This window comes from Neorhizobium sp. LjRoot104, from assembly GCF_964253725.1.
GTDB lineage: Bacteria > Pseudomonadota > Alphaproteobacteria > Rhizobiales > Rhizobiaceae > Neorhizobium.
Genome location: NZ_CAXURS020000001.1, coordinates 4,072,501 through 4,088,270, shown reverse-complemented (window position 1 = coordinate 4,088,270; position 15,770 = coordinate 4,072,501). Strand labels below are relative to the sequence as shown.

Sequence of the window (15,770 nt, the reverse complement as noted above, 5' to 3'; positions counted from 1 at the left end):
CATCCCCCTGCCGGGACCTTCTCCCCGCAAGCGAGGCGAAGGAGGATGGGGCGCCGACAGTGCCACAAGTCCCTTCTCCCCGTCCCGACGGGGAGAAGGTGCCCGGCAGGGCGGATGAGGGGCAAACCCAGGGAGACATCAAGACATGGCGACGATTGCATCATCAGAGTCGGAAACGGCCGAGAGCCAGAAGCGCAAGAGCTTCCGCCTGTCGCCAGCGCTGATCTCCTATCTCCAGGCGACGCCGCTGGCGCTGATCCTCGGGGCCTTCCTGCTCTTACCGATCCTGATGATATCGGTCGTCAGCTTCTGGGATTACGACTTCGCCCAGATGTATCCGGATTTCCTGTCGATGAACTATGCCGAGACGCTCGGTTCGTGGGTGACCTGGAAGACCTATCTGAACACCCTCAAATTCGCCTTCCTGGTCTGGGCGATCACGCTGTTCGTCGGGTTCTGGGTCGCCTATTTCCTCGCCTTCCACATCCGCACCACGGCCATGCAGATGGTGCTATTCCTCGTCTGCACCGTGCCGTTCCTGACATCGAACATCATCCGCATGATCTCGTGGATTCCGGTTCTCGGGCGCAACGGCCTCGTCAACACGACGCTGATCAATGCCGGCATCATCCCGGAGCCGATCGAGTGGCTGCTCTATTCGGATTTCGCGGTCGTGCTTGCCATGGTGCATCTCTATACGCTGTTCATGGTGACGCCGATCTTCAACACGCTGATGCGCATCGACAAATCGCTGGTCGAGGCCGCCCGCGACGCCGGTGCCACGAGCACACAGATCCTTACCAACGTCATCATTCCGCTGGCCAAGCCCGGCATGGCGATCGGCACCATCTTCGTCGTGACGCTTGTCATGGCGGATTTCTCCACCGTTCAGGTGATGTCCGGCGGCCAGAGCGCTTCCGTGGCTCTGATGATGAAGAACCAGATGTCGCTGTTGCAATATCCGGCAGCCGCGGCCAACGCAGTCGTTCTGCTCGTCCTCGTTCTCCTGATGGTCGCGGGCATTCTGCGCATCGTCGATATCCGCAAAGAACTTTAGGAAAAAGGGGAGCTATGAGATGCACAGCGACAAGCGCGGCCGCGAATTCTATCTTCTCGCCATCTTTTTCGTCGTCTTCGTGCTGTTCCTTTACGGCCCGCTTTCGGCGATCCTGATCCTCTCCTTCCAGGGGCCGAACGGCGGCCTCACCTTCCCGCTGAACGGCGTTTCGCTGCGCTGGTTCGCCAACCTGTTCGAGACCCAGGCGGTCGGCGATTTCGGCGGTTCGTTCCGGCGCTCCGCCATGCTCGGCATCATGGTGATGATCGTCACCGTCGTCGTATCGCTGCTGGCGGGCCTTGCCTTCCGCCGCCGCTTCATCGGCTCCACCGCGCTGTTCTATCTCGCCGTTGCCAGCCTCGTCGTGCCCTCGATCATCATCTCGCTCGGCATCGGCGTCGTATTCCAGCAGCTTGGGTTCCAGCCGTCCTGGTATACGTCCGCCTTCGGCGCGCACCTCACCTGGACGCTGCCCTTCGGCGTCCTGATCATGTTCGCCGTCTTCAACCGCTTTTCGCCGGCCTACGAGGAAGCCGCGCGCGATCTCGGCGCTTCGTCCTGGCAGACCTTCCGCCATGTCGTGCTGCCGATGATCGCGCCGAGCCTCATCGGCGTCGGCCTGTTCGGCTTTACGCTGTCCTATGACGAATTTGCCCGCACGTTGATGACATCAGGCACGTTCAACACGCTGCCGCTCGAAATCTATGGCATGACCACCAATGTCACGACGCCGGTGCTCTACGCGCTCGGCACGGTGACGACGGTGTTCTCCTTCCTCGTCATCGCCGGCACGCTTGGCCTGATCGTCCAGCTCAATCGCCGTCGCCTGCGGTCGTGAACAGAATGCGCATCCTTGTCGTAAACCCGAATACCACCGCCAGCATGACGGCAACGATCGCCGACTCCGCCATGCGCGTCGCCAATCCGAACACCGAGATCGTTGCGGTCACTTCCTCCATGGGGCCGGTCTCGATCGAGGGCTACTATGACGAGGCCTTCGCTGTGCCCGGCCTGCTGGTCGAGATCGCCAGAGGCGAGAAAACCGGCGCAGATGCGGCGATCATCGCCTGTTTCGACGATACGGGCCTCGACGCCGCGCGGGCACTGGCCAATATTCCCGTCGTCGGCATCTGCGAAGCGGCTCTGGCCACGACCGCCTTCATTGCCCAGCGCTTCACCATCGTCACCACCATGGAGCGCTCGCGCCTGCCGCTCGAACATCTCGTCCACCGCTACGGCATGGCCGGGCGATGCAAGGTGCGGGCCGCCGATATTCCGGTTCTGTCGCTGGAAGATCCGAACTCCAATGCCCGCGATCGGTTGCGTAACGAGATCGCCACGGCTTTGCGGGATGACAGGGCGGAGGCGATCGTGCTCGGCTGCGCAGGCATGGCTGACCTCACGGCGGAGCTACGCCGCGAATTCGGCGTGCCTGTGGTCGACGGCGTCGCGGCGGCGCTGAAACACGCCGAGGCGCTGGTGACATTGGGCTTGTCGACGGCCAAGCGCGGCGCCTATGCTTCGCCGGTCTCCAAGCCCTACAAGGGATTGCTGGAGGGTTTCGAACCGCGGAAGCTTGCCGCCTCATGACAGATCAATCGGTCATCCGCGTGCTCTCCGCATCCGAGGTCGAGCAACTCGTCAACTGGGCGCGGATCGAGGGCTGGAACCCGGGCCTGGCCGATGCACCGGCCCTTCATGCCGCCGACCCTCGGGGTTTCATCGGCTGTTTCGTGAATGGCGACATGGCGGCCGGCATATCCGCGGTTCGGTACGGTGCCGATTTCGGCTTTATCGGCCTCTACATCACCCATCCCGATTTTCGCGGCAAAGGTTTCGGCAGAAAGGTCTGGGAGGCCGGGATGGCGCATCTCGACGGCCGGACGATCGGCCTCGACGGCGTGCCCGAACAGCAGGCGAACTATCGCAGCATGGGGTTCGAAACGGCCTATGAGACGTTTCGCTGGAGCGGCAGTCTCGCCGGAAGCCGCGATGCCGATGTGGCCGCGATCACCGATGATCTCGTGCCCGCCATTCTCGGCTATGACCGTGCTTTCTTCCCTGGGGAGCGAAACGCTTTCCTGGCCGGCTGGCTGAAGCCGCCGCGCGCCGCCATGGTCATCGTCCGCGACGGCCATATCGGCGGCTATGCCGCCTGCCGCAAATGCCATGAAGGGTACAAGATCGGCCCGCTGTTTGCCCAAACCGCCGACGACGCCCGAAAACTGCTGAGCGCCTGTGCCGTGGAGACCGGCAACGAAACCATGCATATCGACGTGCCGGCCCTGCAGGCGGAATTTTCCGCCTATCTCGAGGCGCATCGTTTCGTGAAAGGCTTCACGACCGCGCGGATGTATCGCGGCCCGGCGCCGGCGATGCGGATGCCGGGCGTGTTCGGGATTACTACCCTCGAACTCGGGTGACAACGGCGTCCCGTTGCGAGGACGCCGCTCATGCTCGTCGGCAGCGACTACCACAGTTCGGTGTGGCGGTTGACATCCTTGTAGAGCAGGTAGCGGAAACGGCCGGGGCCGCCGGCATAACAGGCCTGCGGGCAAAAGGCGCGCAGCCACATGTAGTCGCCCGCTTCCACCTCGACCCAATCCTGATTGAGCCGATAGACCGCCTTGCCTTCGAGCACGTAGAGGCCGTGCTCCATCACATGTGTCTCCATGAAGGGGATGGTCGCGCCCGGTTCCAGGGTGACGATGTTGAGATGCATGTCGTAACGGACGTCGGAGGTATCGACGAAACGGGTCGTCCCCCAGCGGTCGCCGGTGTCCGGCATCCATGAAATCGGATGTTCGTCTTCATGGGTGAAGACCGCCGGCGGAGCTTCCAGCCCCTCGACCGCCTGGAAGGCCTTGCGAACCCAGTGGAACTTGACCGGCGCCGTGCCGCGATTGCGCAGCTTCCACGGCGATCCGGCCGGGATATAGGCAAAGGACCCTGCCCTCAGCGCATGATCGCTTCCGGCAAACTCGATCGACATCCCGCCTTCGACGACGAAGATCGCCGCCTCGGCACGCGCGTTGGGTTCGGGCCGGTCGCTTCCGCCGCCAGGCTGAACTTCCATGATGTATTGCGAGAACGTCTCCGAGAACCCCGTCATCGGGCGGGAGATGATCCATGCCCTCGTTCCCTCCCAATGGGGAAGCAGGCTGGCCACGATGTCCGACATGACGGTTCGAGGGATGACCGCATAGGATGTCGTGAAAACGGCCTTGCTGGAAAGAAGTTCGGTCTGCGGCGGCAAGCCACCGAGTTTCGAATAATAATCTCTGTTGGTCATGGGTCTAATTGCGGTCCAATTTCGCGGCGTCTGACACCCATATGCTTTAAGCGCCGCGCATTCCTGCGCAACCCATAAATTCGACACGGCAAGCCGTGGCTCCAAGATTTCCGTCAATTATCTCCCTACCCGACGATCTCGAAGCCACATCGCGAAGTGCGGCGAGACCGAACTGAACACCCGCCGGACGCGGGCGCGTTACGGGTTTCCGGCGCGGCATTTTTCGGCAGACGCCTCGCATTCCCGCCACAGAATTCGGCACCGGCCGTCCGTATCCCGAAATCGGGCTCATCTATCTGCGCTATTCCTCTGGAGATCGGCGTGAAATTCTAGTTTCACAGAAACTGGCATGAAATCTGCTTATCCTTTTTATGGCTGGGTAAAAAGTCCAGTGACTTCAATAAAAGAGGGAACAGCATGACCAAAACATCATCAAACAGCCGGCATGGCATCAGTATTTTCCGGAACCTGCGGATGACGACGGTATTTGGCGCGACAGCGGCAGCACTCCTTGCAGCCGCCGCGACCCCCGCACTGGCGGCTGGAACGCTGCGCATCGGCATGACCGCTTCCGATATCCCGCTTACCACCGGCCAGACCGACCAGGGCGGCGAAGGTCAGCGCTTCATGGGTTACACGGTCTACAATTCTCTGATCGAGTGGGATCTTTCGAAAGCTGACAAGCCCTCCGCGCTCATTCCGAGCCTTGCGACCTCCTGGCAGGTCGATTCGGCCGACAAGACCAAATGGACCTTCAAGCTCCGCGATGGCGTCAAATTCCATGACGGCAGCGCCTTCGATGCGGATGCGGTCGTCTGGAACCTCGACAAGCTGTTGAAGACTGACGCTCCGCAGTTCGACAAGCGCCAGGCGGCCCAGGGCAAGTCGCGCATTCCGGCGGTCGTTTCCTACAAGGTCGTCGATCCCCTGACGGTGGAAATCACCACCAACACGCCGGATGCGACGCTTCCCTACCAGCTGAGCTGGATCCTCATTTCCTCGCCGGCGAACTGGGAAAAGCAGGGCAAGAACTGGGATACGGTCGCCCAGAAGCCTTCCGGCACCGGTCCGTGGAAGATGGAGAGCGGCTTTACGCCGCGCGAGCGGGCCGAACTGACGCCCAACAAGGACTATTGGGACAAGGCGCGCGTTCCCAAGCTCGACAAGCTCGTCCTGATCCCGTTGCCGGAACCCAATACCCGTGTCGCAGCGCTCCGCTCCGGCCAGGTCGACTGGATCGAGGCGCCCGCCCCGGACTCGGTGAAATCGCTGAAGGAAGCCGGTCTCAAGATCATCACCAATTCCTACCCGCATAACTGGACCTGGCACCTGTCGCGCATCGAAGGTTCCCCGTGGAACGACATCCGCGTCCGCAAGGCTGCGAACCTTGCAGTTGACCGCGAGGGCCTCAACGAACTTCTCGGCGGTCTTTCCGTACCGGCGCAAGGCTACATGCCGCCCGGCCACCAGTGGTTCGGCAAGCCGACCTTCAAGGTGGAATACAATGTCGAGGAAGCCAAGAAGCTGATGAAGGAAGCGGGTTACGGCCCCGACAAGCCGCTGAAGACCAAGGTCATCATTTCCTCGTCCGGTTCGGGCCAGATGCTGCCGCTGCAGATGAACGAATATATCCAGCAGACGCTTGCCGAAGTCGGCATCAATGTCGAATACGAGGTCGCCGACTGGAACACCGTCATCAACATCTGGCGGGCGGGTGCCAAGGATCCGAGCGCCAAGGGCGCCACCGCGATCAACTACAGCTACTTCATCCAGGATCCCTTCACCGCCATGATCCGCCAGTCGCAGTGCAAGCTCGCCCCGCCGACCGGCACCAACTGGGGTTATTATTGCGACAAGGACATGGATGCGCTGTTCGACAAGGTGCGCAACACCTTCGATCCCATGGAGCAGGACAAGGTGATGCAGCAGGTGCACGAGAAATACGTGAACGATGCCCTGTTCCTGATGGTGACGCACGACGTCAACCCGCGCGCTATGACCGCCAAGGTCAAGGGCTTCGTTCAGGCCCAGAACTGGTTCCAGGATTTTTCGACGATTACCATGGAGTAATCCCGAGCAGGCGGCGCGCCGGGCGATCGGCGCGCCGCCTTTCATGATGCCCGATCAACCTCTCCCGGTGAGGACACCATGCTGCTCTACGCCCTGAAACGACTTCTGCACGTCATTCCCGTCGCGATCGGCGTGAGCATCGTATGCTTCATGCTGATCCATATCGCCCCGGGCGATCCGCTCGCCGCGATCCTGCCTTCGGACGCCTCCGCCGAATTGCAGACACAGATGCGCAGCTTCTACGGATTGGACCGACCGCTTCCCGTCCAATACGCCCTTTGGGCATGGCATGCGCTGCAGGGCGATCTCGGTACCTCGATCGCCAGCGGCCGGCCGGTGCTGAACGAGATCCTGGATGCATCCGTCAATTCCATCATCCTCGCGCTCGCTGCCGCCGTTATCGGTTTCCTGGCGGGTTCTACCCTCGGTTTCCTGGCCGGCGTCTTCCGCGGAAGCTGGGTCGATCGCCTGGCATCGGCGGTTTCGATGCTGGGCGTCAGCGTACCCCACTATTGGCTCGGCATGGTGTTGGTCATCGCCTTTTCCGTCACGCTCGGCTGGCTGCCCGCCATGGGCGGCGGACCAGAGGGATCGTCCGGCCGAAACTTCAGCTGGGCCTATCTGCAGTTCCTCATCCTGCCTGCCGTTACTATGTCGGTCATCCCGATGGGCATCATCGCCCGCACCATCCGCTCGCTGGTGGCCGACATCCTCTCCCAGGACTTCACCCAGGCACTCGCCGCCAAGGGTCTGATGACGCCGCAGATACTGCGCCACGTGGTGCGCAACGCCGCGCCGACCGCGCTCTCGGTCATGGGACTGCAGCTGGGGTACCTGCTTGGCGGCTCGATCCTGATCGAAACGGTCTTTTCCTGGCCGGGAACCGGCTTCCTGCTGAACGGCGCGATCTTCACCCGCGACCTGCCCATCCTGCAGGGTACGATCCTGGTACTCGCCATGTTCTTCGTTTTCCTCAACCTCGTGGTCGATGTGCTGCAGAGCGCGATCGATCCCCGCATCCAGAGGAGCTGACAGATGGCAGTCGTCACCGCAGACATCGCGGCCCCTTCCCCCGCCGCCATTGCCAAGTCCCCCGGCTTCTGGAGCGGCGTCCTGCGCCGCATCTGCCGCGATCCGGTCGCCATGACGGCCCTCGTGGTTCTCCTGATCCTGGTGCTGATCGCGATTCTTGCGCCCTATATCGCGCCCTACGATCCCTCCAAGGGCAGCGTCATTCGTCGCCTCAAGCCGATCGGCACACCCGGCTATATCCTCGGTACCGACGAACTCGGCCGCGACATGCTCTCCCGGCTGATCTATGGCGCGCGGCTTTCGCTCATCATGGGCGTCATTCCGGTGCCTATCGCCTTCATCATCGGCTCGACGATCGGTATCGTCGCCGGTTATGCGGGCGGCATCGTCAACACGCTGATCATGCGCACGATCGACGTGTTCTACGCCTTTCCGTCGGTCCTTCTGGCCGTGGCGCTGTCGGGCGCACTCGGATCGGGGCTCACCAATGCGCTCGTCTCGCTGACGGTCGTCTTCATACCGCAGATCGCCAGGGTCGCCGAAAGCGTCACCACCCAGGTCCGCAAGCTCGACTACGTGGACGCGGCGCGGGCTTCCGGCGCCCCGCCGATGACGATCATCCGCGTCCATATCCTCGGCAACGTGCTCGGCCCGATCTTCGTCTTTGCCACGAGCCTCATATCCGTCTCGATGATCCTCGCGTCAGGCCTCTCCTTCCTTGGCCTCGGCGTGCGGCCGCCGGATGCCGAATGGGGGCTGATGCTGAACACGCTTCGGACGGCGATCTACAACAACCCGCTCGTGGCGGCCCTGCCGGGCCTGATGATCTTCATCACATCGATTTGCTTCAACCTTTTCTCAGACGGGCTGCGCACAGCCATGGATGTGAAGTCATGATCAGCATCGTCGAGGAACCTGCCTACGATCTTCCCCTCGGAGAAAGGGGTGGGCCTGCCCAGCCGCTGATCTCCGCGCGTGGCCTCATCAAGCATTTCCCGGTCAAGGGTAGCGGTTTCATGAAGCCGAAGAAGGTCGTCCGCGCCGTCGATGGCGTCGATTTCGATATCTTCAAGGGCGAGACGCTGGGGGTCGTCGGAGAAAGCGGCTGCGGCAAGTCCACCACGGCGCGGCTGCTGATGCAGCTCATCTTGCCTGACCGGGGCGATATCCTGTTCGACGGTGAGACGGTCGGCGGCGCGCTGCCGCTTTCCGATTACCGCCGCCAGGTCCAGATGGTCTTTCAGGACAGCTACGCTTCGCTCAATCCCAGGCTGACGATTGAAGAATCCATCGCCTTTGCGCCACGCGTGCATGGCGTTCCCGCGAGCAAGGCGATCGCCAGGGCCCATGACCTGCTGCACCGCGTCGGGCTGGAACCCGTACGTTTCGCCGGCCGTTACCCGCACGAACTGTCAGGCGGCCAGCGGCAGCGCGTCAACATCGCCCGGGCGCTCGCTCTCGAACCGCGGCTCGTCATCCTCGACGAGGCTGTTTCGGCACTCGACAAATCGGTGGAGGCACAGGTCCTGAACCTGCTCCTCGACCTGAAGCGGGATTTCGGTCTGACTTACCTGTTCATCTCCCACGACCTTAACGTCGTGCGCTTCATGTGCGACCGGGTGATGGTCATGTATCTCGGCAAGGTGGCCGAGATCGGCAGCCGCGATGCGATCTTCGAGAACACCCGCCATCCCTATTCCGCTGCACTTCTCGCCTCGATGCCAAAGATGGACCCGTCCGAAAGAACCTCCGAGCCGCCGCTCTCGGGCGACCCGCCGAACCCGATCGATCCGCCGTCGGGCTGTCGGTTCCATACCCGCTGTTCGTTTGCCGAGAGCATCTGTGGCGACAAGCTGCCGCCGCTTGCCAGCGTATCCGAAAGCCAGTCCGCAGCCTGCCTGATGTCCGTACGGGGCTCAGGCCACAGCCGTGCACCTGCATTGATGGAGGCATGACCATGCAATCCCCCGCGATGATCGATATCCGCAATCTTTCCGTGACGTTCAACCGCGGCCGAAAGCCGGTCAAAGCAGTCAACGGCGTCAGCCTTTCGGTGCGGCCGGGCGAGGTTGTCGCACTGCTCGGCGAATCCGGGTCCGGCAAGAGCGTCACCATGCGCTCGCTGCTGCGCCTGCACCCGAAGGGCACGACGATCGAAGGCTCGATGACGGTTGCCGGCCGCGATGTGACGGGATTGAGCGGCAAGGATCTCGGCGCCTTTCGTGGTGCCGTCGCCTCGATGGTCTTCCAGGAGCCGCGGCTTGCACTCGACCCCGTCTACACGCTCGGCCGCCAGATAGAAGAAACCATCATGCGGCATGAGGGAGCCTCGCGCTCGCAAGCGGCGGCGCGCGCGCTTGCTCTCTTCCAGAAGGTCAAGATCCCATCCCCGGAGCGCCGGCTGCAAAACTATCCGCATGAAATGTCCGGCGGCATGCTGCAACGGTCGATGATCGCCATGGCGCTTGCCTGCAATCCGAAGGTCCTGCTCGCCGACGAACCGACCACGGCTCTCGATGCGACGGTACAGATCCAGATCCTCCTGCTGATCCGTGATCTGCAGAAGGAATACGGGCTCTCCGTTATCTTCGTCACACATGATATCGGCGTTGCGGCGGAAGTCGCGGACCGGATCGCGGTGATGTATGCCGGGCGGATCGTCGAGGAAGGCAGGGTCGCCGACATTATCCGCGAACCGAGACATCCATATACCAAGGGGTTGCTGGGCGCCCGCGTCGAACTGGCCCACGGTCGCGACCGGCTGATCACCATTCCCGGCGCGCCGCCTGACCTGGCCGCGATGCCGCCCGGTTGCGCCTTCGCGCCGCGCTGCGCCCAGGTCTCCGATCTCTGCCGCACGGATGTACCGTCCCTGATGCCGGTCGGCGGGGCCGGCAGCGTCGCTTGCGTGCAATATGCCTGAACAGGCCAAAGATGATGAGAGATGACAAGGCAGGGAGGCTATCCGTGCAATCGCGCACGGAACGAGACATGACGCGTATCACATTGATCAATCCGAATACGTCCCGGGCGACGACGGTTATGATGACCGAGATCGCCCGGAAATACCTGCCGGAAAGGTTCTCGGTGGAGGGTATCACCGCCACGAGGGGAGCAGCGATGATCCTGAATGGCGAGGAGCTTGCCGCCGCGGCCGGCGGCGTCGTCGAAATGGGGTTGGCCGCCGAGGGAACCAGCGACGGGCTGATCGTCAGCGCATTCGGCGATCCGGGACTGGAACGCCTGAAAGCCCTCTCCAGCCTGCCGACGGTCGGCATCTGCGAGGCGAGCATGTACGAAGCCTCCGCCGGAGGCCGGCGTTTCGGGATCGCGACCGTCACCCCCGACCTCGTGGCAAGCTTCGCCGCCAAGGCCGAAACGCTTGGCCTTGGCCACCTCTTCACCGGCACACGGCTGACCGGCGGCGATCCGCTGGTCCTTGCCTCCGATCCCGCGGGCTTGCTCGGGGCCCTCGAGATTGCGGTTCGCGAATGCCTCGAACGGGATGACGCGGAAGCGGTCATCATCGGTGGCGGCCCGCTGGGGCAGGCGGCGGAGGATCTTCAGCGGACCTTCTCGTCACCGGTGATCGCCCCTATCCGCTCGGCTGTCGAACTGCTGCTCTCCCGGATCGCCCATCCCCCGGAAGCCGGAGCGAGGACGAACTGATGGAAGCATCTCCCGGACAATGCCGGGGAGGGGTCGTTTTTTCTGTTGCAAGTCGCGCCGTCCCGCCGGAAAGTCCGCGCGCTGATGTCTTGGCGGAGCTTCCCGTGCCTAAGGATAAATCGTTCCTGTTTCGCGTAAGGCAGGCAATTCCCCAGTTGCATCCTGCCGAGAAACGCCTGGGGGAGTTCGTCTGCGACTTTCCCGGCGAGCTTGCCAGCTATTCGGCGCAGGAACTTGCCGCGCTTGCGCATGTCTCCAAGGCGACCGTGACGCGCTTCATCCAGCGCCTCGGCTATGAGAACTACGAAGAAGCCCGTCGCCATGCCCGGGCCGAAAAGCAGACCGGTTCCCGGTTCTTCCTGACGGCCGCCGCCGATGTGGCGGCCGCCCAGTCGATGCAGGCGCATGTCGCCCAGGCGATCGCCAATCTTGAAGCAACGTTCCTTTCCGTATCCGAGGGCCAGATCGAAGCCGTGACGGAAGCAATGATCGCCGCCCGGAAGGTCTGGGTGCTCGGCTTTCGGAGCAGCCATCCGTTTGCCTCCTACCTGCAATGGCAGTTGACCCAAGTGATCGAGGATATCGTCGCGATCCCGGGCGCCGGGCAGACGCTCGGAGAACACCTTGTCAGCCTGCGCGAAGACGACGTGGTCGTGTTCTTCGCCATGCGCCGGCGAATTGCCCAGGTGGATGCCATCCTCGCCCAGCTTCGGAAATCCAAAGCGAAACTCCTCTACATCACCGACGAGGGCGCCGCGTTCGAGACATCGGCAACGTGGCATTTCCAATGCCAGACCTTGGCGCCCGGTCCCCTCTTCAACCATACGGCGGTCATGGCCCTCTGCCATCTGCTGATCACCCGATGCCTGGAGAAGGCAGGTGTCGAGGGACGAAAGCGCCTGCGCAACATCGAGACGCTGAACGAAGGGCTCGACGAACTATGATGGGGTGAACGCCGAGTGCCTGAGTTGCGATCTCATCGGCAGTTCTGATGCATGCAGGGTCGCGACATGCCGCACAAGCCGGCCCGCTGCGACGATCAGAAACGGAGATCCCGGAATGTATCGGCTCAACGAGGCGGCGCTTGTCAGCCAGTAAATCAAAAGACATATCCCGAAGAAGGCCTGCTCCTGCTTTGGAGCGACAATCCGCCAGAACCCCATTGTGCAAAGCCTCTGTCCGGCTTTGGTTCCTTCTATCGCCGGTGAGGCTAAAACGACTTCGGCCTCCCGAAAGAGGCCCGAAGTTGTTGATAGTCTTGTAAAATTTGGTTGCGGAGGCTCGCAACCAACGATTCCTGCGATTGGCCGAGCGAGAAATCCCGAAGCTGGCTGCGGCCATCGATCGTCTTAAGTTCCGATCACGGATGAATAACTCGATGATCTGGAACGCAGTGTGCTGCATACCTTGAGAGGAAGCTTGTCTTACCCGGACAGGAAGACCGCGCTCGGGCCAGACACCGGGACGGACGGCTTGAAGCAGGTTGCCGTTGCGATCAGGTCTACATCGTTAATATTTTCATACACTCAATTGACAACCATCGGATGCAGTGCGATGACTTTCCCGTTGGTAAGGTTTGGGGCAAAATCATCTATGGACATTTCACAAGAATCGCTTTCGGCGAGCGCTTCTGCTCGCCCAGAAATCGAGGCTGACCGGAAATCTGTTCCTAGTCTGCTTGTTCGCCTTTTTGACGAGGGGGACATACCAGCAGTACGAGACATCATGATCCAGCATCATGCGACCACGGTGTTTCGCAACCAGGCTTTTTCTGACAGGAAGCTAAAAAGCACTTCCAGACGATCCTCTCTCGTCCGCCGCGTATGGTCGGTATTGGGGCGGAGTGCCGTCGGGTGTGGCGTGGCGACTGCGGATTCGTATATGCTTTCCGACGGCCCGCTGTCTGCCAACGTGCACGTGATCGCCGTAGACCTGACGCCAGGCCCGGTCCGGCGGGCGAAGGTCTTCCTGGCGCTCGTCGCCGCTGTCAGGCAATGGGCCGTCTCGCTCAATGCCAGCCACTCCTTCATCCACGTGACCACGGGGTCAAACATCAAGGCGACGGATCGCTTGATGAAGGCAGCGGGGGCGAGGTTCGTGGGTGGGGCTTATGCGGACAGCCATATCTATTAGAAAACCGAATTCACCTTGGGTTAATCAGACAATAGTGCCGATATTTTCCATGACCAAGTGGCCGAAGATATTTAAGGGTATCTCCATTTTATTTATAATTTTTATTATTTCTGGATGCAAACGGGCTGATGAGGCGCATTTAAATTTAATTATTCAAAATAATTTCCCAAATAAATACATAAATGAAATAGGATACGCTAAAAAAATACTAGGTCATTGTTCCTACGTGTCCGCGAGTTTATCTGGATCCGGCTCTTCACCGATCTCAGGGAAATCCACATTGGGTAAAGGTTATATATTGTTCTCCGGATCTCTTGAGGCATATTTATCAAATTTTAGAGGGAAAAATACTCAGGAACCCCTTGAGACCATCTACGCCGTGCTTATAAATGCAAAGCAGTGCGCTCCTAAAATGGACGCCATTCTAGATGTAGCGAAGCAAGAAAACTCATTTTTAATAATAAAAAATGACGGGACGGAATTATTTATATTTAATACTCCTGAACTTAATAATCTTATTTATATTCAAGGCGACATGTGATGACGATGATTTATGATCCCGTCAGCAAGAGTTGGAATATCTCGAATATTCTTGATGCGAATGCTGGTACTTTTAACAATCTCCTCGCATGGGGGCAGCCTTATAATCCCTGACCTGAGCCCCAACCTGCCTCCAGTTTTCGGAAGAGTCTGTTTTTTACTCTGGGACCAAACCTTGGACCGAACGACTTCGGCCTCCCGTGGGAGGCCGACAAGTCATTGGCATTCATGAAGTTTTTGGTTGCGGGGGCAGGATTTGAACCTGCGGCCTTCAGGTTATGAGCCTGACGAGCTACCGGGCTGCTCCACCCCGCGCCAAGCGCAAACCTCTTGGAGGTTTGTCGCGACTGCTTCACAGGGAAGCTGTGAAGCGTATTGCCGGAGCAAATAGCCGAAGGCGATTTGTCTCCTGTAAGGGGCGCACCGGAACAAGATCGGTGAGCCATCCTCTTATTTGGTGTTCAGCAAAGCAGAAAGGCCGCTTTGCGAGCGGCCCTTGGGATCGGCCAGGGGCCGTTAGTTTTCGAGTTGAGAAGATATGTTGCGTTTTGCAGACCTGGCAGCGACCTACTCTCCCGCGTCTTGAGACGGAGTACCATTGGCGCAGGGGCGTTTCACGGCCGTGTTCGGAATGGGAACGGGTGCGGCCGCCCCGCAATGACCACCAGGTCAGCGAAGCGCAACATTTGAGAAGCTGGTTGAGGCGAACCTCATTTTTAGTCTTTGAACACGTCTTTAAACCTTTTGAGACCTGAAGGATGCTTTTGGCACCCATACAGGCCAGCGGCCGTCGCCTTTCGGTTTTTGCCTTCAGGCAAAATACCGTTTGGCGGGCCGTCCGCAGCGCCTTCGGCGCGTCAGGACAAAGGTCTGATGCCATCAAGCTTTGCTTGATGAGCATGAACAATGAGAACGATCAAGCCAATCGGGCTATTAGTACCGGTAAGCTTCATGCATTGCTGCACGTCCACACCCGGCCTATCAACGTGGTCGTCTTCCACGGCCCTGATAGGGAACACTCGTTTTCAGGTTGGTTTCCCGCTTAGATGCCTTCAGCGGTTATCCATTCCATATATAGCTACCCTGCTATGCCCTTGGCAGGACAACAGGTCCACCAGAGATATGTCCATCCCGGTCCTCTCGTACTAGGGACAGATCCTGTCAATATTCCTACACCCACGGCAGATAGGGACCGAACTGTCTCACGACGTTCTGAACCCAGCTCACGTACCGCTTTAATTGGCGAACAGCCAAACCCTTGGGACCTGCTCCAGCCCCAGGATGCGATGAGCCGACATCGAGGTGCCAAACAACCCCGTCGATATGGACTCTTGGGGGTCATCAGCCTGTTATCCCCGGCGTACCTTTTATCCGTTGAGCGATGGCCCTTCCACGCGGGACCACCGGATCACTATGACCGACTTTCGTCTCTGCTCGACTTGTCAGTCTCGCAGTCAGGCGGGCTTATGCCATTGCACTCGACGACCGATTTCCGACCGGTCTGAGCCCACCATCGCGCGCCTCCGTTACTCTTTCGGAGGCGACCGCCCCAGTCAAACTACCCACCATACACTGTCCCGGATCCGGATGACGGACCGCGGTTAGACATCCATGACGATAAGGGTGGTATTTCAAGGATGGCTCCACGAAGACTGGCGTCCCCGCTTCAAAGCCTACCACCTATCCTACACATGCCGACACGAATGCCAGTGTAAAGCTATAGTAAAGGTGCACGGGGTCTTTCCGTCTAACCGCAGGAACCCCGCATCTTCACGGGGAATTCAATTTCACTGAGTCTATGTTGGAGACAGCGGGGAAGTCGTTACGCCATTCGTGCAGGTCGGAACTTACCCGACAAGGAATTTCGCTACCTTAGGACCGTTATAGTTACGGCCGCCGTTTACTGGGGCTTCGATTCAAAGCTTGCACCTCTCCTCTTAACCTTCCAGCACCGGGCAGGCGTCAGACCCTATACGT

At 60.2% G+C, this 15,770-nt stretch carries 14 protein-coding genes, 1 tRNA gene and 2 rRNA genes (1 of these 17 running past the window's edge); 13 read left to right on the top strand and 4 right to left on the bottom strand.

The genetic code is table 11. From position 1 onward, the window contains the following. Positions 1–145: 145 nt before the first annotated feature. Genes ACSQ8R_RS19985 through ACSQ8R_RS19970 form a run of 4 tightly spaced genes read left to right on the top strand, consistent with a single transcriptional unit; the run spans position 146 to position 3,480 of the window. Complete coding sequence (locus ACSQ8R_RS19985) at positions 146–1,057, top strand: ABC transporter permease (protein ID WP_436254965.1); 912 nt, start codon at positions 146–148, stop codon at positions 1,055–1,057. 19 nt (positions 1,058–1,076) lie between these two features. Next, complete coding sequence (locus tag ACSQ8R_RS19980; protein ID WP_436254964.1) at positions 1,077–1,895, top strand: ABC transporter permease; 819 nt, start codon at positions 1,077–1,079, stop codon at positions 1,893–1,895. A 5-nt stretch (positions 1,896–1,900) separates the two neighbouring features. Beyond that, positions 1,901–2,647 (top strand): aspartate/glutamate racemase family protein, encoded by a 747-nt coding sequence (locus tag ACSQ8R_RS19975; RefSeq protein ID WP_436254963.1) that lies wholly within the window; start codon positions 1,901–1,903, stop codon positions 2,645–2,647. Continuing rightward, positions 2,644–3,480, top strand: coding sequence for a GNAT family N-acetyltransferase (locus tag ACSQ8R_RS19970; protein WP_436254962.1), 837 nt, complete (start codon positions 2,644–2,646; stop codon positions 3,478–3,480). Before ACSQ8R_RS19975 ends, ACSQ8R_RS19970 begins: the two co-directional genes overlap by 4 nt. A 47-nt stretch (positions 3,481–3,527) precedes the next feature. Here ACSQ8R_RS19970 and ACSQ8R_RS19965 read toward each other — a convergent pair whose 3' ends face one another. Beyond that, entirely contained in the window at positions 3,528–4,349 is an 822-nt protein-coding gene (locus tag ACSQ8R_RS19965; protein ID WP_436254961.1) for a bifunctional allantoicase/(S)-ureidoglycine aminohydrolase, read from the bottom strand. A 474-nt stretch (positions 4,350–4,823) separates the two neighbouring features. Between ACSQ8R_RS19965 and ACSQ8R_RS19960 the strand changes: the two genes are divergently transcribed. From ACSQ8R_RS19960 to ACSQ8R_RS19920, 9 genes are all read left to right on the top strand, one after another. Continuing rightward, on the top strand, positions 4,824–6,419 hold the full coding sequence (locus tag ACSQ8R_RS19960) for an ABC transporter substrate-binding protein (protein WP_436254960.1): 1,596 nt from the start codon (positions 4,824–4,826) through the stop codon (positions 6,417–6,419). Between the two features lie 78 nt (positions 6,420–6,497). After that, positions 6,498–7,451: an ABC transporter permease gene (locus ACSQ8R_RS19955; protein ID WP_436254959.1), complete on the top strand. Its 954-nt coding sequence runs from the start codon at positions 6,498–6,500 to the stop codon at positions 7,449–7,451. Positions 7,452–7,454: 3 nt separating this feature from the next. Further along, positions 7,455–8,348, top strand: coding sequence for an ABC transporter permease (locus ACSQ8R_RS19950; protein WP_436254958.1), 894 nt, complete (start codon positions 7,455–7,457; stop codon positions 8,346–8,348). Continuing rightward, on the top strand, positions 8,345–9,406 hold the full coding sequence (locus tag ACSQ8R_RS19945) for an ABC transporter ATP-binding protein (protein ID WP_436254957.1): 1,062 nt from the start codon (positions 8,345–8,347) through the stop codon (positions 9,404–9,406). Before ACSQ8R_RS19950 ends, ACSQ8R_RS19945 begins: the two co-directional genes overlap by 4 nt. Then, on the top strand, positions 9,403–10,374 hold the full coding sequence (locus tag ACSQ8R_RS19940) for an ABC transporter ATP-binding protein (RefSeq protein WP_436254956.1): 972 nt from the start codon (positions 9,403–9,405) through the stop codon (positions 10,372–10,374). Before ACSQ8R_RS19945 ends, ACSQ8R_RS19940 begins: the two co-directional genes overlap by 4 nt. A 68-nt stretch (positions 10,375–10,442) precedes the next feature. After that, positions 10,443–11,120: an aspartate/glutamate racemase family protein gene (locus ACSQ8R_RS19935; protein ID WP_436254955.1), complete on the top strand. Its 678-nt coding sequence runs from the start codon at positions 10,443–10,445 to the stop codon at positions 11,118–11,120. Positions 11,121–11,224: 104 nt separating this feature from the next. After that, entirely contained in the window at positions 11,225–12,064 is an 840-nt protein-coding gene (locus ACSQ8R_RS19930; RefSeq protein ID WP_436254954.1) for a MurR/RpiR family transcriptional regulator, read from the top strand. A 937-nt stretch (positions 12,065–13,001) separates the two neighbouring features. Next, positions 13,002–13,253 carry a hypothetical protein gene (locus tag ACSQ8R_RS19925; RefSeq protein ID WP_436254953.1) on the top strand — a complete coding sequence of 84 codons (252 nt, stop codon included), beginning with the start codon at positions 13,002–13,004 and terminating at the stop codon, positions 13,251–13,253. A gap of 49 nt (positions 13,254–13,302) precedes the next feature. Next, complete coding sequence (locus ACSQ8R_RS19920; RefSeq protein ID WP_436254952.1) at positions 13,303–13,794, top strand: hypothetical protein; 492 nt, start codon at positions 13,303–13,305, stop codon at positions 13,792–13,794. Between the two features lie 237 nt (positions 13,795–14,031). On the opposite strand, the gene ACSQ8R_RS19915 is transcribed toward ACSQ8R_RS19920, so the two are convergent. From ACSQ8R_RS19915 to ACSQ8R_RS19905, 3 genes are all read right to left on the bottom strand, one after another. Continuing rightward, a tRNA-Met gene (locus ACSQ8R_RS19915) sits at positions 14,032–14,108 on the bottom strand. Positions 14,109–14,347: 239 nt separating this feature from the next. Next, a 5S ribosomal RNA gene (gene rrf / locus ACSQ8R_RS19910) occupies positions 14,348–14,462 on the bottom strand. A 243-nt stretch (positions 14,463–14,705) separates the two neighbouring features. Beyond that, positions 14,706–15,770: ribosomal RNA gene (locus ACSQ8R_RS19905) — 23S ribosomal RNA — on the bottom strand; it runs 1,736 nt beyond the window's last position.

Excerpts from the sequence above, each read along its gene's own strand:
- ACSQ8R_RS19955 (WP_436254959.1), top strand. The coding sequence starts at position 6,498 with ATGCTGCTCTACGCCCTGAAACGACTTCTGCACGTCATTCCCGTCGCG.
- ACSQ8R_RS19965 (WP_436254961.1), bottom strand. The coding sequence starts at position 4,349 with ATGACCAACAGAGATTATTATTCGAAACTCGGTGGCTTGCCGCCGCAG.
- ACSQ8R_RS19920 (WP_436254952.1), top strand. The coding sequence starts at position 13,303 with ATGACCAAGTGGCCGAAGATATTTAAGGGTATCTCCATTTTATTTATA.
- ACSQ8R_RS19945 (WP_436254957.1), top strand. The coding sequence starts at position 8,345 with ATGATCAGCATCGTCGAGGAACCTGCCTACGATCTTCCCCTCGGAGAA.
- ACSQ8R_RS19925 (WP_436254953.1), top strand. The coding sequence starts at position 13,002 with ATGCTTTCCGACGGCCCGCTGTCTGCCAACGTGCACGTGATCGCCGTA.
- ACSQ8R_RS19940 (WP_436254956.1), top strand. The coding sequence starts at position 9,403 with ATGACCATGCAATCCCCCGCGATGATCGATATCCGCAATCTTTCCGTG.
- ACSQ8R_RS19985 (WP_436254965.1), top strand. The coding sequence starts at position 146 with ATGGCGACGATTGCATCATCAGAGTCGGAAACGGCCGAGAGCCAGAAG.
- ACSQ8R_RS19950 (WP_436254958.1), top strand. The coding sequence starts at position 7,455 with ATGGCAGTCGTCACCGCAGACATCGCGGCCCCTTCCCCCGCCGCCATT.
- ACSQ8R_RS19975 (WP_436254963.1), top strand. The coding sequence starts at position 1,901 with ATGCGCATCCTTGTCGTAAACCCGAATACCACCGCCAGCATGACGGCA.
- ACSQ8R_RS19980 (WP_436254964.1), top strand. The coding sequence starts at position 1,077 with ATGCACAGCGACAAGCGCGGCCGCGAATTCTATCTTCTCGCCATCTTT.
- ACSQ8R_RS19960 (WP_436254960.1), top strand. The coding sequence starts at position 4,824 with ATGACGACGGTATTTGGCGCGACAGCGGCAGCACTCCTTGCAGCCGCC.
- ACSQ8R_RS19970 (WP_436254962.1), top strand. The coding sequence starts at position 2,644 with ATGACAGATCAATCGGTCATCCGCGTGCTCTCCGCATCCGAGGTCGAG.
- ACSQ8R_RS19935 (WP_436254955.1), top strand. The coding sequence starts at position 10,443 with ATGACGCGTATCACATTGATCAATCCGAATACGTCCCGGGCGACGACG.